The following is a 26,266-nucleotide window of genomic DNA, read 5'->3' as shown; positions in this document are numbered from 1 at the left end:
TCGCGAAACGATGGCAGCCGCCACTTCCATGCTGCGCGCCCCCACGCCACCCTGCGAATCGGACACGAACGCTCGCAGCAGGGTCGGCTGTGGCCGTGCGGCAGCTCAGGCGGAACGCCGCGCCCAGACTCTCCAGGACGGCCACCGCCCGGCCGCCTCAGGGACAGTACCCTCCACCCCGCCTTGTCGCGTCGGCGAGGCGCGGCGAAGGCGGATCTCATGTGGATCACTCCGGAATTGGCTGGACGCCTTCCGCGCATTCCACGATCATTCACGCCGTGACAGATGAAGCCGATCGCCAGAGGCCGTTCCCCGCCAGTCGCAAGCGCCCGCGCTTTGTCGAGCTGTCCGGCGAGGTGATGTCCGCTCTGCTCGACGGGGACCTGCCCGCGGCCAGCAGGACGGCCGGGGTGGCTCTTACCGGGGACTTCGTCAGCGACAGGGCGCGGTGGCTGTGGAGGTTGCGACTTGGACAGATGGACGCGGATCCCGGCCAGGCCCGGTGGATGGTGCGGCAGGTGGCAGTCGGGGATGAGGGTCTCGTCGTCGGACACGCGGGGTTCCACGGACCACCCGATGAGGTGGGCATGGTCGAGATCGGCTACTCGGTTGCTCCCGAGTTTCGCCGTCAGGGGTATGCGCGGGCCATGCTGATCGAGTTGCTGCGTCGGGCCGCCGCCGAGCCTGCGGTCACGACCGTGCGGGCGACGATCAGTCCCGACAATCTCGCGTCCTTGGCCACGATCGCCGGCTTCGGTTTCGTGGAGGTCGGGGAACAGTGGGACGAGGAGGATGGTCTCGAACTCATCTTTGAAGTCCCCGCCGGCCGGAATCCGCTCACCTGACGGGAGGGGCTCGCGGCAATACGGCCACGCGGCGGTCGTCGAGGTCCCGGTCGCCGGTCAGGATGCGGCGCACAGTCGCACAGGCCACCACCCGGAGGCATCATGCTCCGCAAACCAGGCGGGAGACGGCGCGACCACCTGAGCATGGCTATTCGGATGCGCCCGCGAGTCGCGATGAGTCCTGCGGCGTTCGGCAGTCGTACTGTCGAACCCGTTACCGAGGAGGACTTCCGATGCGCAGCGTGACCTATTCGATGGGCGTCTCACTGGACGGCTACATCGTCGGGCCGGACGGCCGCTTCGACTGGACGGCGCCCAGCGAGGACGTCTTTCGTCTCTCCATCGACGAGATCCGTGAGGTCGGCGTCCACCTGATGGGACGCCGACTGTACGAGACGATGCTGTACTGGGAGACCGCCGACCAGGATCCATCGCTCGATGACTCCATGCTCGAGTGGGCCGCGCTCTGGAAGCCGCTCCCCAAGGTGGTGTTCTCCACCACGCTGTCGGCGGTGCAGGGCCATGCCCGACTGGTCTCCGGCGGCCTGGCGGAGGAGATCGAGCGGTTGCGAGCCGAGCCGGGGGAGGGCGATATCGCGATCGGTGGCGCGACCCTCGCCGCCGAGGCGGCCGCGTCGGGTCTGATCGACGAGTACCGGGCCAGGGTCTACCCGGTGCTGGTCGGCGGTGGCATTCCGTTCTTTCCCCAGCACGAGCGCCGGGTGGATCTCGAGCTCGTGGAGACCCGCACCTTCAGCTCGAAAGTCGTCTACCTCCGCTACCGCGTGGCGCGCTAGCCGACTCGTCCGCCGAATCCGGAAATGGTCGTGGCCGAGGAGACGTCAGGAGGTCCTCTTCACGCTTGCCTGTTTTTGAACTCCTGGCTGGTCTAGGCTCGGCTGGTGACCTTGGAATGGCGACAGGTAATCGTTCACTCGGCAGATCCGGCGGCCCTGGGGCAGTGGTGGGCCGAGGCGCTTGGCTGGGTTGTGGTCCACTCCTCCGATGTGGAGTTCGAGATCCGCCCGGAGCCGGATCGCGTGCCGGGGCTGGAGTTCGTCCTGCTTGACGAGCCCAAGAAGGCCAAGAGCCGACTGCATCTCGACTTCGTCCCTGACGATCAGGACGCCGAGGTGGCTCGCCTCGAGGCTCTTGGCGCACAGCGTGTCGATATCGGTCAGGGTGACCAGTCGTGGGTTGTCATGGCAGACCCCGAAGGCAACGAGTTCTGTGTCCTCGGCCGGCGGTGCCAGTAACTGAGTGCCGTCGGCCCGGCTCGTCCGCAGTTGCCGTCACAGGCTCACAGGCTCAGCAGCAGGTCCCGGACCGCTTCGGGCTGGGAGAGGAACGGGTGGTGGCCGGCGTCGAGTTCGACGACGCTGTCGGCCCGGCGGGCGAACTCCCGCTGTAGCCGCGGCGGGGTGCCCCGGTCCTGGGCGCAGACGAGGTACGTCGAGGGCAACCGCTGCCATGCGGCCGCCCCGACCGGCTGCCCGGTCACCCGCACGCTCTGCCGTGCGAGGTGGTCCGCCGCCTGTGCCTGGAGCTCGGGGTCGCAGTCTTGCAGGAACGTGTCCACGAGCCGTTCGGGGCGGACCCCGAACGTGCCGGCGTCGGGATCGACGTCGAGGAACGGGGCGGGGCCGCCGTCCCCGAAATCCGACAGGCTCTGCCCGACCTCGGGCAGGTAGCTGGAGACCAGCAGCAGGTGGCGCACCGACCCGACTCCCGCGGCGGCTTCCGCGGTGACGATGCCGCCGTAGCTGTGGGCGACCACGACGGTCGGCTCGTCGCCTGCCTGGAGCACCTGCCGCACCGCGGCGACATCCTCGGGCAGCCCCGGCCCGCCGACACCACCGGGCGGGCCCGCCTCGCCACAGCTCGGCAGCGCCGGTGTCACGCTCGGTACCCCTCGCTCCTTCAGCAGCTCGGCGGTGCGGTGCCACCACCACGACCCGTCCCGTACGCACGCCCCGTGCACGAACACAACCCTCATGGCCACCTCCACGTCGGCCCCGACCGCCCCTGTCGAATATAGACGTAGTAGCCGTTACGTGAAAAAGTGGAACCGTGGGTAGACGACCGCAACCGCACATCAAGGAGAGGCTGCTCGACGCCTGCGCCGATCACGCCCTCGCGCATGGCCTCCCCGACCGGCTCGAGCCGCTGGCCACCGCCACCGGCACCTCAGCCCGCATGCTGATCTATCACTTCGGCACCCGCGACGCCCTGCTGCGGGCCGTCCTCGGGCGGGCGCGGCAACGGCAGCTCGACACATTCGGCGACCTGCTGCGGGCGCGCCCCGACGAGCCGTACACGACCACCCTGAACCGTGCCTGGATCTCCATCACCGGCCCGGACGGGCAGCCCTACCTGCGGATGTTCGGACAGCTTCGCGAGAGCGCGGAGCAGCAGTTGTGGCCCAACTTCCGGCGCACCGCGACGACCGACTGGCTCGGGCCGCTCGAAGACGGCCTGCGCAACATCGGCCGACCGGATCTCGCGACGCTCGTTCTCGCCGTCATCCGCGGTCTCCTCATGGACCTCGACGCCACCGGCGACACCACCCGCACCGACCGGGCCTTTGGCGACTTCCTCGGCACGATCGAGCACCTGTCCAGGAGTAAGAGCTGAGCACCCGCACCGCCCCCGTACCGCCCCGGGCCCAAGCCGTACCCCCGACACTCCGACACTCCTGCCACTGACCCCGATCGGCCAAGCCGGCCCGGATGGAGACGAACTCGACATGCAAGCACCGAAGAAGCCCACCGGAGAACCGGGAAACGGCTCGGCGGAGACCGCACACATCATCCCGATGGACACGCTCGAACCCCAGCGGTGGGCCAACGGACGAGGCTGGACCCGCGAGATCCACCGTGAGCCCGCCGCGGATTCCCCGGAGACGGCCGCGTGGCGGCTGAGCCTCGCGGACATCGAGGACACCGGCCCCTTCTCACCCTTTCCCGGGGTGCAGCGCCATCTGCTGTCGGCCGCCCCCGTGCCCCTTCAGCTCTCCATCGACGGCGCCGTCCACGATCTGCGATACACCCAGATCGTCACGTTCGCCGGGACCGCCGAAGTGGCCACGACCGCCGTTCACGGCAGGGCGCAGGCGCTCAACCTCATGGTGCGCAGCGACATCCGCGGCAGCCTCGACCTCCTCGGGGGCGATGCGCAACTGTCGGTCTCGGCCGCGTTCGCCACCGCTCTGGTGGTCCTCGACGGCACCGTCGCGCTCGGCGGCCGACGGCTGGAGCGCTTCGACACGATCCTTCCCGGCGCCGAAGAGACACCACTCACTCTCCAGGACGCGACCGTGGCCCGGGTGCGTGTCGAGACGGCGGCGACGGATGCCACGCCCGCCCCCGCCTAGCACCGCCCGAACTCACACCTGACCGCTCACCTCACCCTCCGCTGCGCCTACCCGACCCGTTCTCCGCGGATCTCGTCCGCCGGAGGGATTCCGGGCCCGGATATCGATGCGCCGCGCCACCGCGACGGCGGTTGACGCGCCTTTCGGCAGTGTTCAGGCCGGGCGCGCGGATGTAGCGTCATGATCATGGACTTCCCGACTGGCACCACCACCGACCAGGCGCCGGCCGATCCGGCTGCCACTGACGACATGCTGGCCGGCCAGCCCATCGGCTACTGGAGTGGTCAGGTGCACGCGGTCGTTACCCGGCATCTGCGTGACGCCATGGCCGGGATCGACGTCACGCAGCCGCAGTACTGGGTACTCAACAGCGTCAAGTACTGGCCCGCGGCCCCGAGCCGCGACGAGATAGCCGCCCAGCTTTCGCCCCTCGCAGACGGACACCACGAGATCCCCCGTGTCGTCGCCCAGTTGCTCCACCGCGGCTGGCTACGGACCGACGCCGGACATCGTCTGTATCTCACCGACGCAGGAGAAGCCGCCAGGCTGCGGCTGCGCGAGCTGGTAACCGAACTTCGTGCTGTGGTCCACGACGGCATCAGCGACGAGGAATACGTGGCCGCGCTCAAGGTGCTGCGCAGGATGATCTTCAACGTCGAGACCTCGACCTCGACCTCGACCCCGCCCCCGCCCCCGGCCCCGACTGACCGAGGACCAGCCGCGGCTCGGGAGCACCCGGACACCGTCGAAGCCGACGAAGGCTGACGGCCGGCACACCACCCCTTCCGGGCACGAGCTCAAGCGGGCGGCGTGTCCGGGGACCACACGCCCATCCACTGTGCGGCGCCCCACGCCTCGTACCGGTGCACCTCGGTGAAACCCAGCTTCGCCGCGAGGCGCATCGAGCGGTCATTGGCGGTCTGGGTGCAGAGCACCACCGGCTCGCCGGGAAGCGCGTCGGCGAACCAGCCGAGCGCCGCCGCGCACGCCTCGGCGGCGTACCCGTGCCCCCACGCCTCTGGCAGGAGCAGGTAGCCGAGTTCGGCCTCCCCGGCATCCGGACGGACATGACTCCGACGCTCCGCGTCGCGCCGGTTGAGCTCGATGGTGCCGATCATCGCTCCGTCGAGCTCGACCACGAAAAGGCCGGGACGCCTCTCGGGCGTTTCAGGCAACGTGCGCTCGCACTCATCACGCGGTCGAGGGCCGCCCAGGTAGGTGTTCACCTCCGGCGAGGTGAACAGCTCGATGAACGCCGCACGGTCCCGGGCCTCGGACTCGCGGAGTACGAGCCGCTCGGTCTTGATCGGGGCAGGTGGCCAGGCGACGGACCCTGATTCAGTCATGGCCGGGAACCTACCGCACGCTCGCCGAGCGGCACGTGCCGAGTTCAGTGATTCAGTGATTCAGTGAAGATGCTCCGTGCGATGGCGATCAGGCGCTTCGCCAGACGACACCGCGCTGCTCGTACTCCATGACGGACTCGACGCTTGCGGCGATGGATGCGCCGCACTCGCGGGTGATCATCCATAGCGACAGATCGATTCCGCTGGTGACACCGCCCGTGGTCACCAGGTTCCCATCGTCAACGACTCGTGCGTCGATCACCTTGCCTCCCTGGGCGGCCAGAGCGGCCTTGGCGAGGTGGTGTGTCGTGCACGGGCGGCCTTTGGTCAAGCCCGCCGCGGAGAGCACCATGACTCCTGTGCAGACACCGGCGACGATGACTCCGGCCCGCTGCGCCCGTACGAGGTCCCGTAGGACATCCGGATCGTTGATCAGCCGGTCGCTGCCGCCCGGCACGATCAGGAGATCGGTGTCGGTGGGCTCCCATGCGGCCGGCACCGTGACTTTGGTGCCGAAGAAGCATGTCACCTCCCCAGGAGCCGATGGCCGCACCAGCGTCGTTCGTATCTCGCCGCCCGCCGCCTCGGCGTGCCCGAGAACGTCACGCGGCCCGATGACGTCCTGTTCCTCCACCCCGTCGTACATGAGGATCTGAACGCGTAGAGGCATCGGCCATGTCTCCTTGGTTGGTTGGTGTAACGTCCGCGGATGCTGTGGGCGCTGCGGGCACTGCGAGGGTCCCGACCGAACGACCGAACCGAGACCGGCCGTCGCGGCTAGGGAGTGCTGCCCTGCCCTACAAGTCGGCCGCACCGGCCGAATAGTTCCCGTCCGGCCATCCCCGGGGCCCGTGGCTGAGGATCACCGCGTCCTTCTGGAGGTACAGCTCAACTGTTCGGCCAGGATCGGGAGTCAGGTGTAGTTCCGCTGCAGTCCGGTGCCACGCGCAGTACGCTTCTGGTCACGCAGGATGATGGGATTGCGTCGTGGACGACCTGATCCGCCACCCACTTGCCCACGCCCGGTTCGGGCGCGGATGGACCCAGCCCGACCTTGCTGGTGAGGTCCGGTGGGCGGCGCCGCGGCGCGCATTCCGTTCCGGCGTCGAACGACAGCGGATCCGGAAATGGGAGACTTGCGGGCGGCGAACTGGACACTGCCTGGACGGCCTGCGAGGACCACGATCACAACCCGGAGACCGGGGCGCCTTGCGGCGACTCGTTCCTCGACTGCTTCCACTGCGGAAGCTGCCTGGTCACCCGCACTCACCTGCCCAGACTCCTCAGCCTCCTCGACAGCCTTGGCGCCCTGCGGCAGCAGATGAACGAGATCGACTGGTGGAAGCGCTACGGCCCGGCCTGGCTCGCGATCCGGCGCGACATCCTCACCAAGTTCACCCCTGCCGAAGTCGACAAAGTACGCCAGCATCCCCTGCCCGACGCCCTCCTCGACCTCGTCGAAGCCCCCTGGGAACAGCCGTGAGCCTCGCCACGTTCGCCGCCTCCCCGCCCGCCGGCCTCGCCCTGCAGAACATCTGTGTCCTGCACGGCCGCCAACTGCGGCCCACGGCCCGGCTGGAAGAAACCTCCCGCTACGGCGACGACATCTGGCGCCTGTGGCCCGCACAACTCAAAGAGCACGACACCGCGCTTATCGTGAACTTCCCCACCCTCCCGCAGCGTTTCCGGCCAGCCGCGAAGAAGCTCTTCTACCACCTGCCGTCCGTCGCACCGCCCGACGGTGAAGACCCACCGAGCATCACCACCATCCGGATCACCTTCACCCACATGAAGGCGTTCTTGACCTGGCTGGACAAGCGCTGGGAACCGCACCGCACGGACCTGTCCACCCTGACCGCGGACGACCTGAACGACTACCGCAAGCGCCTCACTGTGGTCTATCCCCGGTCCTCCGACCGCCGGACACTCGCCCGCGGCGTCGTCCGCATTCTCTGGCGCTGGCGGTCCCACCTCGATGAACACGCGCTCTCCTTCGACCCGCTCCACCTTCCAGAGTGGGGCGAGTCGAAGGCAGTCCGCCGCAGCGAGAACGCCACCGACCGCCTTCCCGAGGAATCCATGGGGCCCCTCCTGGGTTGGGCCTTGAAGTTCATCGACGAGTTCGCTCCCGACATCCTGGCCGCTGACAGCCACTGGCGGGCCACCCGCACCGACACCTTCCGGCAGCCGGACGACCTCGCGGACATCGGGCTCCGCATCCGCACCCTCATGGACAAGCACATCGCGGCCGGGCGCCCGCTGCCCGGCTATCGAGGGCGCCCCAACGTGATTCATCTCGCCCGCACTCTGCGATGCGACCGCACCAGCGTCGACCGTCACGTCGACGTCCTGGCCGCGACCGCCGAGATCGTCGGCATCGGCACCGACAGCTACTTCGACAGCCCGATCAACGGCCGACTCGACGGTGTCCCCTGGATCGAAGGGATCGCGACCCATCACACGGCAACCCACAGCCTGGCCCGGCTGGGCCGTCACCTGCAGGCTGCCTGCTACATCGTGATCGCCTTCCTCAGCGGCATGCGCGACTCGGAATCGAAACATCTCCGGCGCGGATGCCTAAACATCAAGCGGGACAAGGACAAGACCCCCTACCGCTGGACCATCACCAGCCTGGCCTTCAAAGGCGAGGACGACGACGCAGGAGTCGAGGCGACCTGGGTCGTCGGCGAGCCCGTTGCCAGGGCCATCAACATTCTCGAAAGCCTCCAGCCATCCGAGACCGACTACCTCTTCGCCCGCCTTCGCCACGGGTCCGACGCCAAGAAGGGCTCAGCCGAGGCTCTCACCACCAAGGCGACGGGCACCCAGATCAACAAGTTCATCACCTACGTCAACCAGCTCTGTGCGGCCGCCAACCGATCCGACACCATCCCCGCGGCCGGCCGAAGCCGCACCGGGTTCAAGACCAGCATTTTCCGCCGCACACTCGCCTGGTTCATCGCCCGGCGCCCCGGCGGAGTCATCGCCGGCGCCCTGCAATATCGGCATCAATCAATCCAAATGTTCGAAGGATATGCAGGCACCAGCGCCTCCGGGTTCCGGGCCGAGGTCGAGAGCGAACAGGCCCTCGCCCGCGGCGAGACCTACATCGCGATGATCGACGCCCACGAGCACACCGGCCTGACCGGCCCCTCCGCCGAAGAGGTCGCCCGTCGGCTGGACGAGTTCGGCGAACGAGCCCAGTTCCAGGGCCAGATCGTCCTCGACAAGCACCGGCTGAAGAGGATCATGAAACGACACGATCCGGCGATCTACCCCGGCGAATACATCACCTGCGTCCACGACCCGGCCAAGGCGCTCTGCGAGAAAGCGAAACGCGGGAGAAGCGAGGGACTCCCCAGCCACGGCGGCTGCAAGCCCCTGTCCTGCAGAAATGTCGCTCTCACTCCTGAAAACGTCGCCGCATGGACCCGGGAACTGGCTCGCCTTGAGAAGAGGATGGCCACCCGTCCGGCCATGCCTCCCCTCTTGCGGCATCGCCTCCAGGAACGTCGCACCGAGATCACCGAGTTCCTCACCAACAACGCACGAACGGAGCCACTCTCATGACCACCCGCGTCTCGGATCCGCCAGAGGCCCTGGCCCGCAAGCGGATGAACGAGATGCTCGATATCTGCCAGCAGACCAACACCAAGCCCAGCGTCCTGAAGCTGGCCCGCCAGCTTGGCCTGAGCAACACCACGTTTCGCCGACGCTTCCCCGACATCGCTCGCGAGCTCGGCACCCTCCGATCCGCTCCGGCCATTCCCGCCGACGGGCCCAGCGAGCACGACAGGCTCATGGCCAGGAACGCGAAGCTCCGCCGCCGCAACCAAGAGCTGGCCTCCGAGCTGGCTCTCGCAACAGCCCAACTCCAGCACCTCGCCATGACCAACGAACGACTTCGAGAGGCACTGGAGAACGCTTCCACGATCACAAGCATCCGCGGCAAGAGGCCCCCTAGCTGAGCCAATGACTCGGGGCACCGACGGAATCTACTGATCAGCGCACATGGCTGCGGGTTTCCGTGGCAGTTCCCACGCGCACGTTGATCGTTTCCCGGCCTGCATGGTGTGACCCATCGGTGGATGTTCCGAAACCGGGAACGCTCAAGGCCGACGTCGCCCCGGATCCAGGTCGTCAGCAGGTCCTGCCTTCATCTGCGCATCTCGGACGACTCCCTGTGCGAGCCACCCATTGCGAACGGGTCGTCGTTGCGGAGGACCGGTGTCCGAGGTGACAATACGTGGAGGTGCCGGGTGGTCATCCCGGCGAAGTGTTGGAGGCGCTGCTTGTGAACACCGCATCGCGGTGCGCCTTGCTATGCGCGCCAGACGCTGACCACTTCGCTTCGCCCACCGGCTGACCTGCTTCGTTCGCGGTGGGCGCTTCCCCTTATGGGAGACCACCGTAGTGCCCGAAGACTTCTTGACGGGTGATCGCCGTGCTCTGACAGCGGTTCTTGCCGCCAACCTCGTTTCGATCACTGGGAATTGCCTCACGTACATGGGCGTGCCGTGGTTTGTGCTGCAGAGCACGGGCAGTGCCGCCAAGGCCGGGATCGTCGCGTTCTGCACACTGCTGCCCGTAGTGCTCGCTGCGCTCGTCGGCGGTCCGGTCATCGACCGGATCGGGCGACGGCGGGTGAGTGTCGCCTCGGATCTCGCCTGCGGGATCGCGGTTGCGGCGATCCCGCTGCTGCAGTTCGTCGGCATCCTGCAGTTCTGGATGCTGTGCGTGCTGATGGCGATGACAGGGCTGTTCCGTTCGCCGGGTGAAACGGCCCGCGGCGTGCTGTTGCCCACACTCGCCGAACGCGCCGGAATGCCGCTGACCAGGGCTGCCGGGTTGTACGACGGTGCGGCACGCTGTGCGGCGCTGACTGGATCCGCTCTCGGAGGTGTGCTGATCGCCGTACTCGGTGCCGAGAACGTCCTGTTGGTGGATGCCGCGACCTTTGCTGTGTCCGCGCCGCTGTTCGCGTTCGGGGTGCGCGGCCTGCCGGAGGCGCAGGCCCAACGGCGGGTCGAGCCAGCATCCTTGCGTGCCTACCGTCGTGAACTCGCGGAAGGCTATCGCTTCGTGGCGGCCACGCCGTTGCTGCTGGGCCTGTGCCTGATGACGCTGATGACCAGAGGCCTCGATCAGGGCTGGAGCGCCGTGCTCCTCCCCGTGGATGCCCGTCAGGAGCTTGATGGTTCCATCGATCTCGGTCTGCTGAACGCGGCGTTCGGGGTCTGCGCGCTCACGGGGGCGCTGGTCTATGGGGCGGTGGGCAGCCGCTTTCGGCGGTGGCCCGTGTTCACGATCGCGTTTCTCATCGTGGGCCTGCCGCGCTTCGTGGTGGCCGCCTCCACCGACACCTTCGCACCGCTGGCCATGATCATGGCGGTTGAGGGCCTCGCCTGCGGTGTGCTCAACCCCATCATGGCCACAGTGACGTATGAGACGGTGCCGGAAGAACTGCGCAGCCGCGTGCTGAGTGCGACGACAGCCGCAGTCCAGATGGTCACTCCGCTGGGCGGACTGGCTGCGGGCTTCCTTGTGGATTCGGTCGGCCTGCCCTCCACGCTGCTGACGGTTGGCGGTGTGTATCTGCTCGCCACGCTGTGCCCGGCGATCTTCCCGGCCTGGAGGCAGATGGACAGTACCGGATCTCCCCACGGCAGGGCGGAAAGCTCGCCGCCGCGTGTTTCGGGACCGAAGGGGGTGTAGAGGCGCGGGCCGCTTGTGCCTGGGCTGTCTTCCGCCTGCGGACCACCGCCCGGAGCTGCCCGGCCGCCGCGACGATTGACAACACGGAACGGGTGGCATCGTGACCACGATGCCACCCGTTCCGTCGGTGCGTCAGCAGCACTTTCGTCGGTGCTCCGACTCTGGCGAGATGTGATAGGAAGCGCCTCGCCGTCGGAGCCAGGCCAGGAAAGCGGTCAACGGTCAGTTCTCAAGGACGGCCACAACCTCGCTTACCAGGCCACCTGGCTCAACGAGCCGAAGGACGCGGCGAACATTCTGCACAGCGCCATCCTCCACACCCGCCACCCCACCGCCCGCTCCCTGCTCCACCTGCGGCTCGCACGAGCCCAGGCCGCGCTCGGGGAATCCCGCGCATGCCATCGCTCCCTATCCACGGCCGAGGCCGAACTGGAGGCCGCAGGTGGCGAGCCCGCACCAGCCTGGTGCACCTGGATGCAGTCGGCCGATGTCCTGGTGGACTCCGGCCAATGCCTGCTCGATCTCGGACAGCCCGCGCGTGCCCACCAGTTGGTCGGGGAAGGGATGCTGCTGCTTCCCGGAGCCCGGAACAAGACGCGCGCCGTCTTCCTGACCTATCAGGCCGGGAGTTTCCTCCAAGCCGGCGAAGCCGACCACGCCGCAGCCGCCGCGAAGGAATCGCTCCTGCTGGCCAATCGGATCGGCGCCCCGCGCTGCGTCACCCTCGTCCGCGACCTGCTGCCCGGGTTCAAGAAGTTCGCTGGAGCCGAAGGCGTCGAAGAACTCCTGGAACTCGCACGGGCCAATTGACCTCCTGCCCTGTCCTGGGCGTCGCGTACCCAGACATGGGAGGACCAGCAGCGCGTAGACATGGTTCGGCGACAGCGCCCGTCCGGGCACCGCGCACCTATCCGAGTCGGCAGCCCGCGACCACCTGGTAACCGTGCAGGTGGTCGCGGGCTGCCGGGGCGGAACTCGCGTGGGGTCGGGTCAGCGCAGTCCGGCGAAGAGATCGTTCTCGGGTAGGGCCGCGCCGGTGGCGTCCTGGACGCGTAGGAAGGTCTCCATGCCCATAAACTCGCCGAACCTCTCCTTGCCCATTTTGAGAAAGAAGATGTTCTCGCCCTGACTGGAGTGCGCGGCCAGCGAGTCGAACTTCTGATCGCTGAATGCGGTGGTGTCCACCCACGTGGTGACCTCGTCGTCGGGGAGGCCGATCTCGGGCACCGCGGCGGCCTCGGCGGGATCCGGCTCAGGCATGTCCTCATTGAACTCGCGCATGATCTCGCCGAACCGCCGCATCATCGAGTGGGGCATCGTCGTCCAGTACACCTTCGGTGTCAGCGCGGTCATCTCCAGCGCCGCCATCGTGATGCGGTTGGCCTGGATGTGGTCGGGGTGGCCGTAGAAGCCGTTCTCGTCATAGGTGACGACCACATCGGGGCGGTAGTGCCGCATGAGTTCCGCGAGTCGGGCGGCGCCTTCCGCCACGGGGGTCTGCCAGAAGGATCCGGGGGCGTCGTTGCTCGGCCAGCCCGTCATCCCGGAGTCGGCATAGTCCAGCATCTCCAGATCGCTGATCTTCAGGACCTCACAGCTCGCTTCGAGTTCCTGACGGCGCATCGAGGCAACGGCCACCGGATCGTGCCCGGGATCGCCCGGCTTGATACCTCCCGGTCCATCACCGCAACCGCCGTCGGTACACGTCACGAGAACCGTACGGATGCCTTCCGCCGCGTACCGCGCGAGGACCCCTCCGGTTTGGGTGGCCTCGTCGTCGGGGTGGGCATGCACTGCCATCAGCGTCAAGGGCCGGTCAGTCATAAAACAGTCCTCCTGCATGAATACGTCTTGGTCCGAGTGCGCGGCGGGCGTTCCGCGATCCCGGGGCCCGGATTCTCTCGGGGCGGATGACCTTGTTCCCACCCGTGCGACGCCGGTCCTCGGTCGATGCAACATGCCGGCCGGACCGGCTGTTCCCGGCGCGGCCGCTTGGCCCTCCCCGGCGTGGGCGTGAGAACTCTGGCCTCGGCGAACTGCGACCGGGCGATGGGGATGCAGGTTCTCAAACCTGAGACGGCCGGTGCAGACAGCGGCCCTCCTCCAGCGCCGCAGCAATCTCCTCCAGCCAGGCCACCAGCGGCCAACCGCCGCGCCCCAACGGGTAGCCGGTGCTGACCGGTGGCCAGGGGCTGACCTGGATTGATCCCAGGGATCCACGGGTGTTCCCCGACGGGATGATCAAACTGGACCGTCCCCGTCAGGGCCGACAGCCGGGGGCCGCACCGTGCTTGACGGGCTGCTGGGGAGGCGGGGGATCGGCGGGCCGGGCGAAATGCTCCGGATTCTCCCCAGGGCTTATGGCAGCGGATTTCTCGGTCTGTTTCTGCCCGGAGTCGATTGTGAATTGCAAGGTCAGTATGTCGGATAGCCTGGGAAAATGTTGACCGAAGTCACCGCGATTCGCTATGTCACGCCCTTGCGTGAGGGCGGATCGCTGCCGGGCATCGTCGAGGCCGACGATCTGGGCACCTATGTCATGAAGTTCACCGGCGCCGGGCAGGGGCGCAAGACGCTCGTCGCCGAGGTCGTCTGTGGCCAGTTGGGCCGTCGTTTGGGGCTGCGGGTTCCGGATCTGGTGCGGATCCAGCTCGACCCGGTGATCGGTCTGAGCGAGCCCGACCAGGAGGTGCAGGAGCTGCTCAAGGCCAGTGGCGGGCTCAACCTGGGCATGGACTACCTTCCCGGGTCGCTCGGCTTCGACCCGCTCGCCTTCGAGGTGGGTGCGGAGGAGGCCGGCCGGGTGGTGTGGTTCGACGCGCTCATCGGCAATGTGGACCGCTCCTGGCGCAACCCCAACATGCTGGTGTGGCACGGGCAGTTGTGGCTCATCGACCACGGCGCCACGATGATCTGGCACCACGGCTGGCGCGGCCTGGACAAGGCCGCGGGCAAGCCCTACGACGCCTCCGAGCATGTGCTCGCGCCGTTCGCACCGGACGTCGCCGCGGCGGCCGAGGCACTGGCGCCGCAGATCACCGAGGAGCTGCTCACCGAGGTGGTGGCGGACGTCCCCGACGAGTGGCTGACCGATGAGCCGGGCTTCGACGGGCCGGACGCGGTGCGCCGCGCCTATGTCGAGGTGCTGTTGGAGCGGGCGGCCACGGTCGGCGCGGGGATCACGCTCGGCGAGCGCGCCGGTGAGGAGCCGTCCAGGGCCCCGGAGTGGCTGCGGGTGTGGGTCGATGGAAAGGCGTCGAAGTGAGCGGGTTCCACAACGGCCGGGATGTCTTCGAGTACGCCGTGCTGCGGGTCGTGCCCCGGGTCGAGCGCGGTGAGCAGATCAACGCGGGCGTCGTCGTCTACTGCCGCGCGACGTCCTTCGTGGCGGCCCGGGTCCATCTGGACGAGGACCGGCTGCGCGCCCTCGACCCCTCGGCGGACGTGGAGGCGGTACGGGCCGCGCTGCGCGCGGTGGAGTGCGTCTGCTGCGGGGGAGAGCGGGCCGGTCAGGCGGCGGAGGACGACCCGGGGCGGCGCTTCCGCTGGCTGGTGGCGCCGCGCTCCACGGTCGTCCAGCCGGGGCCGGTGCACACGGGGCTGACGGCGGACGCGGAGGCGGAGGTCGAGCGGTTGCTCGATCTGCTGGTGCGGTGACACACCGGCTGCTGGTGCGGTGACACACCCGGTGCCGGCGTGGTGACACACCGGGTGAAAGCGCCCCGAGGTGAGCGAGTACATAAGGGCGGTCGTTGACAGGCGGTGGCGGGCCTCATAGCGTCTCGTGCGCAGGAGAGACTAAGCGGTTGCTCACTCCCCGGGCCGGGACGGTGAGCCGCCATCGATGCGAGGGAGAACCCGCATGTCCACCACCGAGCAGCGCGTTGCCATCGTGACGGGCGCGGCCCGCGGCATCGGCGCGGCGACCGCCGTGCGCCTGGCCGAGGAGGGTCGCGTCGTCGCCGTGCTCGACCTCGACGAGGGGTCCTGCGCGGACACCGTGGCGAAGATCACCGAGGCGGGCGGCAAGGCCATCGCCGTGGGCTGCGATGTGTCGGACGCCGAGCAGGTCGAGGCCGCCGTCGCGCGTGTCGCCGAGGAACTCGGCGCGCCGACGATCCTGGTCAACAACGCGGGTGTGCTCCGCGACAATCTGCTCTTCAAGATGAGCGAGTCCGACTGGGACACCGTGATGAACGTGCATCTGCGGGGTGCGTTCCTGATGTCGCGCGCCTGCCAGAAGCACATGGTGGACGCCGGCTTCGGCCGGATCGTCAATCTCTCCAGCAGCTCGGCGCTGGGCAACCGCGGCCAGGTCAACTACTCCGCGGCCAAGGCCGGAATGCAGGGCTTCACCAAGACCCTCGCCATCGAACTCGGCAAGTTCGGCGTCACCGCCAACGCCGTGGCCCCCGGGTTCATCGCCACCGACATGACCGCCGCGACCGCCCAGCGCGTCGGCATGGGCTTCGAGGACTTCCAGAAGGCCGCCGCGAGCCAGATCCCGGTGCAGCGGGTCGGCGAGCCCGGCGACATCGCCAACGCGGTCGCCTTCTTCACCGGCGAGGCGGCCGGATTCGTCTCCGGCCAGGTCCTGTACGTGGCCGGCGGCCCGCTCAACTGATCAGGAGTCACCCACCAGATGACCGCGCAGATACAGGACAGCGGCAAGGCCGCGCTCATCACCGGGGCGAGCCGGGGGATCGGCTACGCCATCGCCGAGGCGATGGTGGCCCGCGGCGACCGGGTGTGCATCACCGGGCGCAACGAGGACGCGCTCAAGGAGGCCGTGGAGCGGCTCGGGCCCGACCGTGCGATCTACGCCGCCGGGAAGGCCCACGACCAGGCGCACCAGGCGGCCGCCGTCGAGCGGACGATGGAGGCGTTCGGCCGGATCGACCACCTGGTCAACAACGCCGGCACCAACCCGGTGTACTCGCCCATCGCCGATCTCGACCTCGATGTGATCCGTAAGGTCTTCGAGACCAATGTCGTCTCGGCACTGGGCTTCGCCCAGCGGACCTGGAAGGCATGGCAGCAGGAGAACGGCGGCACGATCGTCAACATCGCCTCGCTCGCCGGGATGTCGTCCTCGCCGTTCATCGCGGCGTACGGCGTCAGCAAGGCCGCCATGATCAACCTCACGGTGCAGCTCGCCCAGGAGTTCGCCCCGCGGGTGCGGGTCAACGCCATCGCGCCGGCGGTGGTGAAGACCAAGTTCGCCACCGCCCTGTACGAGGGGCGGGAGGAGGAGGCCGCCGCGGCCTATCCGCTGAAGCGGCTCGGCGCGCCGGAGGACATCGGGGGCGCGACCGCGTTCCTCACCTCCGACCAGGCGGCGTGGGTCACCGGCCAGACGCTCGTGGTGGACGGCGGCATTCTGCTGGGCGCCGGGATCGGCTGACCGGCGCCCGGTCCGGCCCCGCGCCATGGGCGCCGCGGGCCGGTGCCGGGTCCAGATGAGGCTGGGCACCGTGGACCGGTGCCCGGTCCATACGAGGCGTTGTGTCAGTGGCCACCGGTAGGTTCTGTGCCCTAGACGGAACACGACCGGAGGTTGTAGACGTGCCCTATGTGCTGCCCGAGTCCTGGCGCGGGGTCCTCGGCGAGGAGCTGGAGAAGCCCTATTTCAAGGAGCTCACCGAGTTCGTCGAGGAGGAGCGGGACAAGGGGCCGGTGTACCCGCCGCGCGAGGAGGTGTTCGCCGCCCTGGAGGCCACGCCGTTCGACCAGGTGAAGGTGCTCGTCCTCGGGCAGGACCCGTACCACGGCGAGGGCCAGGGCCACGGTCTGTGCTTCTCGGTGCGGCCGGGCGTCAAGACCCCGCCGTCGCTGCGGAACATCTTCAAGGAGATGAAGGAGGAGCTCGGCCACCCGGTGCCCGACAACGGCTATCTGATGCCGTGGGCGCGGCAGGGGGTGCTGCTGCTCAACGCGGTGCTGACGGTCCGGGGCGGCGAGGCCAACTCCCATAAGAGCAAGGGATGGGAGAAGTTCACCGACGCGGTGATCCACGCGGTGGCCTCGCGCCCCGATCCGGCCGTCTTCGTGCTCTGGGGGAACTACGCCCAGAAGAAGCTGCCGCTGATCGACGAGTCGCGGCATGCGGTGGTGAAGGGGGCGCACCCGTCCCCGCTGTCGGCGAAGAAGTTCTTCGGCTCGCGCCCCTTCACCCATATCGACGAGGCGGTCAAGGCCCAGGGACACACCCCGATCGACTGGCGGATCCCGGACCTCGGCGCCTGACCGGACCACCCTGCTAGAGCGTGTAGTCGAAGCTGTAGGGGATCTCGGTCTCCCCGCGTACGGCGGCGAAGGTGCCCGATCCGGTGAGTCCGGTCAGCTCGCCGGTGCCGGATCCGGGCACCACCTCGAAGGTGCAGTGGACGGTGGCGTCCTCGCCCCAACTGCCGTGCTGTAGTACGACGAAGCTGCCCGCGCGCCCGTCGAGGGTGCCGGTCAGCAGCTCGTAGCCGCAGCAGACGCCGGTCTTCTCGGACAGATAGGTGATCGCGTAATCGCAACTGGTCCGGGGTGCCTCGATGCCGCCCGAGAAGGCGTTCGTCACCACGGCCTGGGCCAGCTTCACGCCGCCGTCCTGGGCCTCTTCGAGGGCGGTCTCCTTCCAGTCGGCGTAGGTGAAGTGGCCGGTGGTGTGCGTGGTCATAGCGGATGTCCTTTCAGGAGCCGGTCAGGGTCGGTCGGAGGCCGGTCAAGGCCGGTCAGGGGCTGATCAGAGGCCGGATCGGCTGTGGATCGGCCGTGGAAACCATCCTGGCCGCCGTACCTGACACCCTTTGTCAGGTACGGCGGCCACAATGGACCGCATGCGTGCCGACCGCCTTCTCTCGCTGCTTCTGCTGCTTCAGAACCGGGGCCGGATGACCGCGCCCGAGCTCGCCGCCGAGCTGGAGGTCTCGGTGCGCACCGTCTACCGCGATGTGGAGGCGCTGAGCGCGTCCGGTGTGCCGGTGTACGCCGACCGCGGCCCGGCCGGGGGCTACCGGCTGCTCGACGGCTATCGCACCCGGCTGACCGGGCTCACCGGCGACGAGGCCGACTCGCTCTTCCTCGCCGGGATGCCGGGCCCGGCCGCCGAGCTGGGCCTGGGCGCCGACCTCACCACGGCCCAGCTCAAGCTGCGGGCCGCGCTCCCGGCCGAGCTGGGGGAGCGCTCCCGCCGCATCCAGGAGCGCTTCCACCTCGACGCGCCGGGCTGGTTCCGGGACGCCGAGCCGGTGCCCCATCTGGCGGCGGCCGCCGAGGCCGTATGGGAGCGGCGGCTCCTGCGGGTGCACTACCGCCGCTGGCGCGGCGAGGTGCGGCGGGAGCTGTGCCCGCTGGGCCTCGTCCTCAAGGGCGGCATCTGGTACCTGGTGGCGAGGGTCGAGGACACCGTGCGCAACTACCGGGTCTCCCGGATCCTCACCGCCGAGGTGCTGGCGGAGGTCTTCGAACGGCCCGCCGGGTTCGACCTCGCCGCCTACTGGGAGGAGTCGTCCCACCGCCTGGAGTCCTCGCGCTTCCAGGGCGAGGCCGAACTCCTGCTCTCCGAGCGCGGGGTGAAGCTGCTCCCGATGCAGTTCGGGGCGGTGGGCGCGGAGGCGGTGGCCGTGGCGGGCCCGCCCGACGACCGGGGGCGCCGGCGTGTCGTCCTCCCCGTGGAGTCGCTGCCGGTCGCGGTCCACGACATGCTGCGGCTGGGCACCGACGCCGAGGTGCTGGGGCCGCCCGAGCTGCGGTCGGCCGTCGCCCGCGCCGTCGCCGAACTCGCCCGCCGCTACGGCGCGCCGACGGACGACACCCCCGGGGCCCCGCCGATCCACGACACGCCGAACGGGGCCGGGCGAACGGTGCATGATCCGCAGGACACCCCCTAGCTCCGCTCGAAGGACGGGAGGCCGCGATGACGGAAGCGCAGCGGGAGGCGCCCAAGGGCGATGCCGTACTGACCCGGATCGGGCAGGCGGTCATGCTGCACCGGGGCGGTGACCGGGAGGAGGCGCGCAACCGCCTCGCCGCACTGTGGCAGGAGATCGAACGGGACGGCGCCCCCTTCCACCGCTGCGCCCTCGCCCACTATCTGGCCGACACCCAGGACGATCCGCTCGACGAGCTGATCTGGCACCTGCGGGCCCTCGCCGCCGCGGACGGGCTCACCGGGGCCCTGGCGCCGCGCGCGTTCTTCCCCTCCCTCCACCTCAATGTGGCCACCGGCTATCTGAAGCTGGGCCAGAAGGAGGCGGCCCGGGGCCAGTTGGCGCTGGCCCGGGCGGCGGCCGGTGCGCTCGGCGAGGACCCGTACGGCGACGGGGTGCGAGCCGCCATCCTGCGGCTGACGCTGGCTCTGGAGGGCGCCGTCGAGGATTAGGGCCCTTCTGACGGATCTCGGTGGCCGACCAGGGCCGAGGCTGCCGCTACGGCGACGGCTACTCGGCCGCTCCGTCGCGGGTGCGCTGGTAGTGGCGCCTGGCCTTCATCCTGTTGCCGCAGACCGCCATCGAGCACCAGCGGGCCTTGTTGGTCTTGCTGCGGTCGAGGAGGAAGCGCCGGCACTCCGGGTTGGCGCACGGCCGCAGCCGCCCGGACATCGTCTCCCGCAGCGCGCTCCAGGCCAGCACCGCCTCCACCGCCATCCGGCGCTCCTCCGGGGCGTCGAGCTCCCAGGAAACTCCCTCGGAGGAGACCCCGGGGCGGGAGGTGACCCCGTCGAGGAGCGGGGCCAGCGAATCGGCCGGCCGGCCGCCGCGCACCACGTCCTGGAGCGCGTCCCGCGCGCGCAGGAGCCAGGCGTGCTCCTTGGCGGTGCCGCTGCCGCCGTGCGCCTGCTGCCAGGGCCTTGCCGTCTCCGGATCCGCCAGTTGGTCCTGGACGACCCCGCAGACCACCGGTGTGCTGTTGAGGAGTTCCAGCAGCGTGTCCTGCTGCTCCTGCGTGGTCACCATGACACGTCCTAACCGTTTTGCCTCGTGTGACAGGTTAGCACAGCGTGCGAGCGGTTGTATCAGGTGTCGCGGGGCGACTCGGCGCCGACCGCGCCGACCGCGCCGACCGCGCTGGCCGACGGTCGCGGACGGGCGGAGGCTGGAATCAGGGCGCCGCTGCACGGAGACGGCGACCCAGGATTCAATCTAACCCTCTAAATCTTCTTGACTGGTTAGCTCGGCCGTGCTCGACTGGGTTTGTAACCGCTGAAGCCGCGTAGAAAGGTTAGAGTGATGACTGCCGTAGTCCACCACCGCACCGCCACCGTCGATGGCCTGGAGGTCTTCTACCGGGAGGCCGGTGACCCCGAGGCGCCCGTCGTGGTGCTGCTGCACGGCTTTCCGACCAGTTCGCATATGTTCCGGCACCTGATCCCGGCGCTCGCCGACCGGTACCGCGTCATCGCCCCCGACCACATCGGGTTCGGCCAGTCGGCGATGCCCTCCCTGGAGGACTTCCCCTACAGCTTCGACGCCCTCACCGAGGTCACCTCGGGCCTGCTGCGGAGCCTGGGTGTCGACCGGTTCGCGATGTACGTACAGGACTACGGCGCCCCCATCGGCTGGCGGCTCGCGCTGCGCGACCCGGACCGCATCACCGCGATCATCACCCAGAACGGCAACGCCTACGTCGACGGCTTCGTCAAGCCGTTCTGGGACGGTGTGTTCGCCTACGCCGAGGCCCCCGGCCCGGAGACCGAGGGCCCCGTGCGCGGTGCCCTGACCGCCGAGATCACGCGCTGGCAGTATCTGAACGGAGTCGCCGACCCCACCCTGGTCAGCCCCGACAACTGGGTGCACGACCAGGCGCTCCTGGACCGGCCCGGCAACGACGAGATCCAGCTCAGGCTCTTCCGCGACTACCCCACCAACGTGGACCTCTATCCGCGGGTCCAGCAGTACTTCCGCGACTCCCGGGTCCCGCTGCTGGCGGTCTGGGGCGCCAATGACGAGATCTTCGGCCCGGCGGGCGCGGAGGCGTTCGGCCAGGACCTGCCCGACGCCGAGATCCACCTGCTCGACTCCGGGCACTTCGCCCTCGAAAGCCATCTGGGGCCCATCACCGACTACATCCGCGACTTCCTCGGCCGCGTCCTGGTCTGACCCGCCCAGGTGCCGGGACCGCAGCGTTCGGGTGCGGTCCCGGGGCCTTCGCGGCGCCGTCATCGCGGCCCGGATGACACCCGTCGCATACGATTCGGGCCCATACTTACGTTATGTGGCCATATGGGGAGGCATGCCATGGAGGGCATCGCTGATATGGGCGGCACCCCGGGATGGGGCCCCGTTCATCCACCGAGGCGCGATGAGCCGGTCTTCGACGAGCCCTGGCAGGGCCGGGCCTTCGCGCTGGCCACCCTCTCCAGCCGTATCGCCTCCGGTGGCATCAACGTGGACGCCTTCCGGCACGGGCTCGAGCGCCTGGACCGCGCCGCCTACCTGGACGACGGCTACTACGGGCGCTGGCTGGGCGGCGCGGAGCTGATGCTCACCGACAGTGGCATCCTCGCGCCGGGCGCGATCGGTGCCCGCGCCCGCAATCTGCGGGGCGAAGGCGTGGCGGAGCCGCCGATCCCCGAGCCCGCCGTGCCCGACTACGCGCCGAGCGCCGCGGGCTCGCTGCGCCCGGTGGACCGCGAGCCCGCCTTCGCCGCCGGCGAGCGGGTGCGGACCAAGGCCATGCCGGTGCCCGGGCACACCAGGCTGCCGGGCTACGCACGGGGACACACCGGAGTCGTCGAGACCGTCCGGCCCGCCTTCGTACTGCCGGACACCAACGCCCACTTCCAGGGCGAGAACCCGCAGTACGTCTACTCGGTGCGCTTCGACTCCCGTGAGCTGTGGGGCGCCGGCGCCGAGCCCTTCGCGGTCACCGCCGAGCTGTTCGAGAACTACCTGGAGGCCACCTCATGACACCCCCTGTGTCAACCTCAGACCGCTTGAGCGAGTGGTTGTGGGGTTGTGAGACGTTGCAGTCCGCCGTGTCGGTCGGGCTGGTAGGGCTCGTGGTTGAGCCAGCAGCGGTGGATCACGCGGATCCATGCGCGGGCCAGGACACGCACGGCGTGCGGGTGGTCCAGGCCCCGGCCCCGGGCCCGGGCCCGCTGGTAGATGTCCGCCGCCCACGCGCTCTCATGGCGGCTGTTGTCGGCGAAGGTGGTCACCGCCCGGCGGAGGCGCTTGTTGCGGGCCCACCGGTAGGACACCCCGCGCATGCGTCCGGATGCCTTGGTGACCGGGGCGACACCGGCGAACGCTGCGATGGCGTCCGGGCCGTCGTAGGCGGTGCGGGAGTCGCCCCACTCGGCCAGGATCTGGGCGGCGTTGACCTGTCCGGCCCGTGGCAGCGAGGCGAAAATGTGTCCGTCGGGGTGCTGGCCGAGGTGGGCGTTGACCGACCGGTCGAGGTCCTTCTTCACGGTACCCACCGTCCGCAGCACGGTGACCAGCGCGATCACCGCGTCGCGTCCGGCTTCGGTCTCGGCTTCGCCGGTGACGCCGGCGGGCGCCGAGCGCAGGCGTCTTACCAGGTCGGCGGGGCTGCGTCGGCCGCTGTAGGAGTGCTTGGCGCAGAACGCGGCCATGCGCTTCTCGCCCAGGGCCGTGGCGGAGGCGGGGGTCGGGTAGCGGGTGAGGAAGTCCAGCGCGATCGGCGACTCCACATCGGCGAACAGGGTTTTCGCGCCGGGCCAGAAGGCGTCCAGCAGCGCGGAGAGCATGTTGGTGGCCATCTCCCGCAGCCGCACTACGTCGTCGCGGGTGCGGACCACGGTCCGCAGGGCCTTGGTCTGCCCGGTGAACGGGCGGGCGGCGGAGAGCTTGTGGTGCCGCAGCCGCAGGTACTCGGCGATGACCATCGCGTCGCCGGGGTCGGACTTCGCCCCCGACAGGACCTCGGCGTCCCGCCATACCTTGATGGCGTTGGACTTCACCGGCACCACCGGGTGCCCGGCCTCCAGCAGCAGGTCGACCAGCCGTCCGTCGGGCCGTTCGATCGCCACGGGTACGGCCTCGGCATCCCCGAGCCTGGCGAGCCTGCGGGCCAGGTCGGCGAACCCGGTTGCGGTGTGGGTGATGGTGAACTCGGTCTTGACGCGGCCGGCTTCGGTCAGGACGCAGACCGCGTGCTCGGCCGAGCCCCAGTCGATCCCGACGTAGTACGCGCTCTCGGGCAGTGCCACAGCTCTCCTTGGGCCTATCAGCGACAGGCCGGTGACGGAGCTGGTCCCCGGGGGGTCACTGACTGGCGCTCTGCGGCGCGTCCCTCTGTTGCCGGTCGACAGCTCCGGAAGAGCCGGGGGCGGCAGTGTCATGCGGGCCCTGAACGGGCGACCACCACGGGCCGTCACCCCGGCTCTCACCGGCATCTAACCACGAACCTCTCAACGAGGCCCGCAGCAAGGAGGGTCCACCAGTGACCACCACCGACGGCGGACCGGGCGAGGCCCCTCCCGTGGCCCTGCGCACCGAGGCGCTCGAGCAACTGCTCACCGAGCGGGGCCTGATCGACCCGAAGGTGATGAACGAGATCATCACCACCTACGAGACCAACGTGGGCCCGCTCAACGGCGCCAAGGTCGTCGCCAGGGCGTGGACCGACCCGGAGTACCGGCGGCGGCTGCTCCAGGACGGCACCGCGGCGATCGCGGAACTCGGCTTCTCCGGGCCGCAGGGCGAGCACATCGTCGTCGTGGAGAACAGCGCGACCACCCACCATGTGGTGGTGTGCACGCTGTGCTCCTGCTATCCATGGCCGGTGCTCGGCCTGCCGCCGAGCTGGTACAAGGACCCCGCCTACCGCGCCCGCGTGGTCAAGGAGCCCCGTACCGTGCTGTCCGAGATGGGCCTCGAACTCGACGACGATGTGCGGATCACCGTCCACGACTCCACCAGCGAGGTGCGCTGGCTGGTGCTGCCCGAGCGTCCGGCCGGCACCGAGCACCTCTCCGAGGAACAGCTCGTGCCGCTGGTCACCCGGGAGGCGATGGTCGGCGTGGCCAAGGTGGCGGCACCATGACCGCGCCACTGGACATCGAGGGCCCGGCCGCACCACCGCGCTTCAACGGCGAGTTGGTGTTCGCCGAGCCGTGGGAGAGCCGTGCCTTCGGCATGGCCGTCAGCCTGTCCGAGGCGGGCGTGTTCACCTGGCCGGAGTTCCAGGCCGCGCTGATCGCCCGGATCGCGGCCTGGGAGGCGGCGGCACCCGACGAGCCGTACCACTACTACCGGCTCTGGCTGGCCGCCCTGGAGGACACGCTCGCCGGGCGGTGTGCCGTGACCGCGGACGAAGTCACCGCCCGCACCCTCGCCCTGGCGCAACGGCCCCCGGGCCACGACCACCGCGCCGGCCACGGCCACGACCACGACCACGGCCACGGCCACGGCCACGACCACGACCACGACCACGAGCACCACCACGCCCACTGACACCCCGGGGCGCCCTCGATACGTGTCTTATTCGCCGGTGACGCCGTCGATCCGCTCGCGTATGAGGTCGGCGTGGCCGTTGTGGCGGGCGTACTCCTCGATCATGTGCACATAGATCCAGCGCAGGTTGTAGTCCCCACGGCCGGGACGGGTGACGACCTCGTCCAGGGAGTGGCCCGCGGCGGCCTCCCTGGCCTTGGTGATCTCGTCCCGCCAGATGGCGAAGGCGCTCTGCGCGGTGTCCCCGTCGGCGATGTGGAAGTCTCCGTCCGGGTCCTGGTCGCTGTACCAGATCGGCGGCGTGTCCTCGTCAGCGAACACCCGCCGGAACCAGCTCCGCTCGACCTCGGCCATATGCCGTACGAGGCCGAGCAGGGTCAGTTCGGACGGCGGCGCCGACGCCTCGCGCAGTTGCTTGTCGTCCAGCCCCTCGCATTTGAGGGCGAGGGTCGCGCGGTGGAAGTCCAGCCACCCCTCCAGGCTGGTGCGTTCATCGGCGGTCCGGGGCGGCTCGGGGCGTTCTGTGGTCGTCATGGCGGTCATGATGGCGGTCCGGCCACCCGGCCCGCCACGCGTTATTCGTTCAGCATCCCGCGCAGCAGCTCCGTGAAGCCGGTGCGCAGTGTCGTGCGGTCGGGTACGGCGTCGTGGTCGGCGCCCGCGGCGCAACTGAACATCAGCCCCTCGCACCAGGCGACCAGCGACCGCGCGTGCCGCCGGGGCTCGGTGGAGCCCAGCGCCGTCATCATCGCTTCGAGCGGCTCCCGGAAGCCGCGCCCCGTCGCGTCGTAGAACTCCCGCAGCTCGGGGCGGCGGGTCGCCTCCAGTGCGAGTTCATAGCGGGCGATCAGCAGATCGCGCTGGCCGGTGAGCGAGCGGTGCAGGGCGAGTGAGAGCGCGTCGGCCGGCTCGACGACCGGATCGGCCCCGTCCGGCGCCGCCTCGGCGGAGCGCGGCATCTCGTCCGGTGTCAGCACCTCCGCCTCCCGCTGGGCCAGCCGCCGGACCGCCGCCTTGAGCAGGGCGGCACGGGTCCGGGCGTGGTTGGAGGTCGAGCCGAGCGGCAGCCCGGCCGCCTCGTCCACCGCACGGTGCGTCAGCCCCCGCATCCCGCGCTCGGCAAGCAGCCCCAGGGCGGTGTCGGCGATCAGCTCGGCACGGGAGGCGGCGGACGTGGCCGATGCGGAGACGGACGCGGCCGATGCGGAGACGGACGCGGCCGATGCGGAGACGGCGGTTCGATCAGCGGTCATGGGGCCAACCTAAGCCCATCCGCCGCCCGCACTACAAATGTAGTAACATCATGAGTACTACACCTGTAGTTGGCTTGGAGGAGTCATGCAGCAGCCCCGTGCCATCGTCATCGGTGCCGGAGTCGGCGGGCTCACCGCCGCCGCGGCCCTGCACCGCCGCGGCTGGTCCCTCACCGTCCTGGAGCGGGCCGCCCGCCTCGAGCCCGTCGGCGCCGGTATCTCGCTCGCCCCCAACGCCCAGCGCGCCCTGGACGCCGTCGACCTCGGCGACGACGTCCGCGCGCTCGCCGCCTGGCAGGGCGGCGGCGGGCTGCGCACCCCC

The 26,266-nt window shown here is 69.5% G+C and carries 31 protein-coding genes and 1 pseudogene; 23 read left to right on the top strand and 9 right to left on the bottom strand.

Annotated features, from left to right (window positions below):
• The first annotated feature begins 359 nt into the window (after window positions 1-359).
• From KN815_RS10110 to KN815_RS10100, 3 genes are all read left to right on the top strand, one after another.
• Window positions 360-845, top strand: a complete 486-nt coding sequence (locus KN815_RS10110) for a GNAT family N-acetyltransferase (protein WP_216341458.1) — start codon at window positions 360-362, stop codon at window positions 843-845.
• Between the two features lie 233 nt (window positions 846-1,078).
• Entirely contained in the window at window positions 1,079-1,642 is a 564-nt protein-coding gene (locus tag KN815_RS10105) for a dihydrofolate reductase family protein (protein ID WP_216341429.1), read from the top strand.
• A gap of 105 nt (window positions 1,643-1,747) precedes the next feature.
• Complete coding sequence (locus tag KN815_RS10100) at window positions 1,748-2,101, top strand: VOC family protein (protein ID WP_216341428.1); 354 nt, start codon at window positions 1,748-1,750, stop codon at window positions 2,099-2,101.
• 44 nt (window positions 2,102-2,145) lie between these two features.
• Here KN815_RS10100 and KN815_RS10095 read toward each other — a convergent pair whose 3' ends face one another.
• The gene (locus KN815_RS10095; RefSeq protein WP_216341427.1) at window positions 2,146-2,841 is read right to left on the bottom strand and encodes an alpha/beta hydrolase; all 696 of its coding nucleotides are present in this window, start codon (window positions 2,839-2,841) and stop codon (window positions 2,146-2,148) included.
• Between the two features lie 74 nt (window positions 2,842-2,915).
• Between KN815_RS10095 and KN815_RS10090 the strand changes: the two genes are divergently transcribed.
• The 3 genes and pseudogenes from KN815_RS10090 to KN815_RS10080 all read left to right on the top strand — a co-directional run.
• Window positions 2,916-3,479 (top strand): TetR/AcrR family transcriptional regulator, encoded by a 564-nt coding sequence (locus KN815_RS10090; RefSeq protein WP_216341426.1) that lies wholly within the window; start codon window positions 2,916-2,918, stop codon window positions 3,477-3,479.
• Between the two features lie 112 nt (window positions 3,480-3,591).
• Window positions 3,592-4,218, top strand: a complete 627-nt coding sequence (locus KN815_RS10085) for a HutD/Ves family protein (RefSeq protein WP_216341425.1) — start codon at window positions 3,592-3,594, stop codon at window positions 4,216-4,218.
• 186 nt (window positions 4,219-4,404) lie between these two features.
• Window positions 4,405-4,884 (top strand): annotated as a pseudogene (locus KN815_RS10080) (MarR family winged helix-turn-helix transcriptional regulator); the annotation flags it as partial.
• 131 nt (window positions 4,885-5,015) lie between these two features.
• Here KN815_RS10080 and KN815_RS10075 read toward each other — a convergent pair.
• Both KN815_RS10075 and KN815_RS10070 read right to left on the bottom strand, forming a co-directional pair.
• Entirely contained in the window at window positions 5,016-5,564 is a 549-nt protein-coding gene (locus KN815_RS10075; RefSeq protein ID WP_216341424.1) for a GNAT family N-acetyltransferase, read from the bottom strand.
• Between the two features lie 88 nt (window positions 5,565-5,652).
• Window positions 5,653-6,234: a DJ-1/PfpI family protein gene (locus KN815_RS10070; RefSeq protein ID WP_253208872.1), complete on the bottom strand. Its 582-nt coding sequence runs from the start codon at window positions 6,232-6,234 to the stop codon at window positions 5,653-5,655.
• 384 nt (window positions 6,235-6,618) lie between these two features.
• On the opposite strand from KN815_RS10070, the gene KN815_RS10065 reads away from it, so the two are divergent.
• The 5 genes from KN815_RS10065 (at window position 6,619) to KN815_RS10045 (ending at window position 12,089) form a co-directional block, all read left to right on the top strand.
• Window positions 6,619-7,047 carry a hypothetical protein gene (locus KN815_RS10065; RefSeq protein WP_216341423.1) on the top strand — a complete coding sequence of 143 codons (429 nt, stop codon included), beginning with the start codon at window positions 6,619-6,621 and terminating at the stop codon, window positions 7,045-7,047.
• Entirely contained in the window at window positions 7,044-9,134 is a 2,091-nt protein-coding gene (locus tag KN815_RS10060; RefSeq protein WP_216341422.1) for a hypothetical protein, read from the top strand. The genes KN815_RS10065 and KN815_RS10060 overlap by 4 nt, the downstream gene beginning before the upstream one ends.
• Window positions 9,131-9,532, top strand: coding sequence for a hypothetical protein (locus KN815_RS10055; RefSeq protein ID WP_216341421.1), 402 nt, complete (start codon window positions 9,131-9,133; stop codon window positions 9,530-9,532). The genes KN815_RS10060 and KN815_RS10055 overlap by 4 nt, the downstream gene beginning before the upstream one ends.
• Window positions 9,533-9,977: 445 nt before the next feature.
• Window positions 9,978-11,279 carry an MFS transporter gene (locus KN815_RS10050; RefSeq protein ID WP_253208871.1) on the top strand — a complete coding sequence of 434 codons (1,302 nt, stop codon included), beginning with the start codon at window positions 9,978-9,980 and terminating at the stop codon, window positions 11,277-11,279.
• Window positions 11,280-11,450: 171 nt separating this feature from the next.
• Window positions 11,451-12,089 (top strand): NsdA family TPR-like regulatory protein, encoded by a 639-nt coding sequence (locus KN815_RS10045; protein WP_216341420.1) that lies wholly within the window; start codon window positions 11,451-11,453, stop codon window positions 12,087-12,089.
• Between the two features lie 180 nt (window positions 12,090-12,269).
• Here KN815_RS10045 and KN815_RS10040 read toward each other — a convergent pair whose 3' ends face one another.
• Entirely contained in the window at window positions 12,270-13,103 is an 834-nt protein-coding gene (locus KN815_RS10040) for a PIG-L family deacetylase (RefSeq protein ID WP_216341419.1), read from the bottom strand.
• 616 nt (window positions 13,104-13,719) lie between these two features.
• On the opposite strand from KN815_RS10040, the gene KN815_RS10035 reads away from it, so the two are divergent.
• The 5 genes from KN815_RS10035 to ung all read left to right on the top strand — a co-directional run bounded on the left by KN815_RS10035 (window position 13,720) and on the right by ung (window position 17,525).
• Window positions 13,720-14,544 (top strand): HipA family kinase, encoded by an 825-nt coding sequence (locus KN815_RS10035; protein WP_216341418.1) that lies wholly within the window; start codon window positions 13,720-13,722, stop codon window positions 14,542-14,544.
• Window positions 14,541-14,936 carry a DUF3037 domain-containing protein gene (locus KN815_RS10030; RefSeq protein ID WP_216341417.1) on the top strand — a complete coding sequence of 132 codons (396 nt, stop codon included), beginning with the start codon at window positions 14,541-14,543 and terminating at the stop codon, window positions 14,934-14,936. Before KN815_RS10035 ends, KN815_RS10030 begins: the two co-directional genes overlap by 4 nt.
• Window positions 14,937-15,141: 205 nt before the next feature.
• Window positions 15,142-15,903: a 3-oxoacyl-ACP reductase FabG gene (gene fabG, locus KN815_RS10025; RefSeq protein ID WP_216341416.1), complete on the top strand. Its 762-nt coding sequence runs from the start codon at window positions 15,142-15,144 to the stop codon at window positions 15,901-15,903.
• A gap of 18 nt (window positions 15,904-15,921) precedes the next feature.
• Complete coding sequence (locus KN815_RS10020; protein WP_216341415.1) at window positions 15,922-16,683, top strand: SDR family oxidoreductase; 762 nt, start codon at window positions 15,922-15,924, stop codon at window positions 16,681-16,683.
• A gap of 161 nt (window positions 16,684-16,844) precedes the next feature.
• Complete coding sequence (gene ung, locus KN815_RS10015; protein ID WP_216341414.1) at window positions 16,845-17,525, top strand: uracil-DNA glycosylase; 681 nt, start codon at window positions 16,845-16,847, stop codon at window positions 17,523-17,525.
• Window positions 17,526-17,538: 13 nt separating this feature from the next.
• Here ung and KN815_RS10010 read toward each other — a convergent pair whose 3' ends face one another.
• Entirely contained in the window at window positions 17,539-17,946 is a 408-nt protein-coding gene (locus KN815_RS10010) for a DUF3224 domain-containing protein (protein ID WP_216341413.1), read from the bottom strand.
• Between the two features lie 160 nt (window positions 17,947-18,106).
• On the opposite strand from KN815_RS10010, the gene KN815_RS10005 reads away from it, so the two are divergent.
• Both KN815_RS10005 and KN815_RS10000 read left to right on the top strand, forming a co-directional pair.
• On the top strand, window positions 18,107-19,159 hold the full coding sequence (locus KN815_RS10005) for a WYL domain-containing protein (RefSeq protein ID WP_507229899.1): 1,053 nt from the start codon (window positions 18,107-18,109) through the stop codon (window positions 19,157-19,159).
• A gap of 26 nt (window positions 19,160-19,185) precedes the next feature.
• The gene (locus KN815_RS10000) at window positions 19,186-19,650 is read left to right on the top strand and encodes a hypothetical protein (protein ID WP_216341411.1); all 465 of its coding nucleotides are present in this window, start codon (window positions 19,186-19,188) and stop codon (window positions 19,648-19,650) included.
• A gap of 58 nt (window positions 19,651-19,708) precedes the next feature.
• Here KN815_RS10000 and KN815_RS09995 read toward each other — a convergent pair whose 3' ends face one another.
• A complete protein-coding gene (locus KN815_RS09995) occupies window positions 19,709-20,224 on the bottom strand; it encodes a CGNR zinc finger domain-containing protein (protein WP_216341410.1) in 516 nt (171 codons plus the stop codon).
• Between the two features lie 273 nt (window positions 20,225-20,497).
• On the opposite strand from KN815_RS09995, the gene KN815_RS09990 reads away from it, so the two are divergent.
• Window positions 20,498-21,367 carry an alpha/beta fold hydrolase gene (locus KN815_RS09990; protein ID WP_216341409.1) on the top strand — a complete coding sequence of 290 codons (870 nt, stop codon included), beginning with the start codon at window positions 20,498-20,500 and terminating at the stop codon, window positions 21,365-21,367.
• 138 nt (window positions 21,368-21,505) lie between these two features.
• Entirely contained in the window at window positions 21,506-22,177 is a 672-nt protein-coding gene (gene nthB, locus KN815_RS09985) for a nitrile hydratase subunit beta (RefSeq protein ID WP_216341408.1), read from the top strand.
• A gap of 17 nt (window positions 22,178-22,194) precedes the next feature.
• On the opposite strand, the gene KN815_RS09980 is transcribed toward nthB, so the two are convergent.
• Window positions 22,195-23,445, bottom strand: coding sequence for an IS110 family RNA-guided transposase (locus tag KN815_RS09980; RefSeq protein WP_216341407.1), 1,251 nt, complete (start codon window positions 23,443-23,445; stop codon window positions 22,195-22,197).
• A 233-nt stretch (window positions 23,446-23,678) separates the two neighbouring features.
• Here KN815_RS09980 and nthA point away from each other — a divergent pair, with 233 nt between their 5' ends.
• Window positions 23,679-24,281, top strand: coding sequence for a nitrile hydratase subunit alpha (nthA, locus tag KN815_RS09975; RefSeq protein WP_216341406.1), 603 nt, complete (start codon window positions 23,679-23,681; stop codon window positions 24,279-24,281).
• Entirely contained in the window at window positions 24,278-24,691 is a 414-nt protein-coding gene (locus tag KN815_RS09970; RefSeq protein WP_216341405.1) for a nitrile hydratase accessory protein, read from the top strand. Before nthA ends, KN815_RS09970 begins: the two co-directional genes overlap by 4 nt.
• A 27-nt stretch (window positions 24,692-24,718) precedes the next feature.
• Here the strand turns inward: KN815_RS09970 and KN815_RS09965 are convergent, their stop codons facing one another.
• Window positions 24,719-25,225: a DinB family protein gene (locus KN815_RS09965; protein ID WP_216341404.1), complete on the bottom strand. Its 507-nt coding sequence runs from the start codon at window positions 25,223-25,225 to the stop codon at window positions 24,719-24,721.
• A 41-nt stretch (window positions 25,226-25,266) separates the two neighbouring features.
• Window positions 25,267-25,944 carry a TetR/AcrR family transcriptional regulator gene (locus KN815_RS09960; protein WP_253208870.1) on the bottom strand — a complete coding sequence of 226 codons (678 nt, stop codon included), beginning with the start codon at window positions 25,942-25,944 and terminating at the stop codon, window positions 25,267-25,269.
• Between the two features lie 85 nt (window positions 25,945-26,029).
• Here KN815_RS09960 and KN815_RS09955 point away from each other — a divergent pair.
• Window positions 26,030-26,266 (top strand): NAD(P)-binding protein (locus KN815_RS09955; RefSeq protein ID WP_216341403.1); only part of this gene is annotated, 237 nt, incomplete at its 3' end.

The sequence above is a fragment of the Streptomyces niphimycinicus genome, assembly GCF_018883605.1.
In the GTDB taxonomy this organism is placed as follows: Bacteria; Actinomycetota; Actinomycetes; order Streptomycetales; family Streptomycetaceae; genus Streptomyces; species Streptomyces niphimycinicus.
Note: the sequence above shows the minus strand (reverse complement) of the source record. Positions and strands in the feature narration are given on the sequence as shown.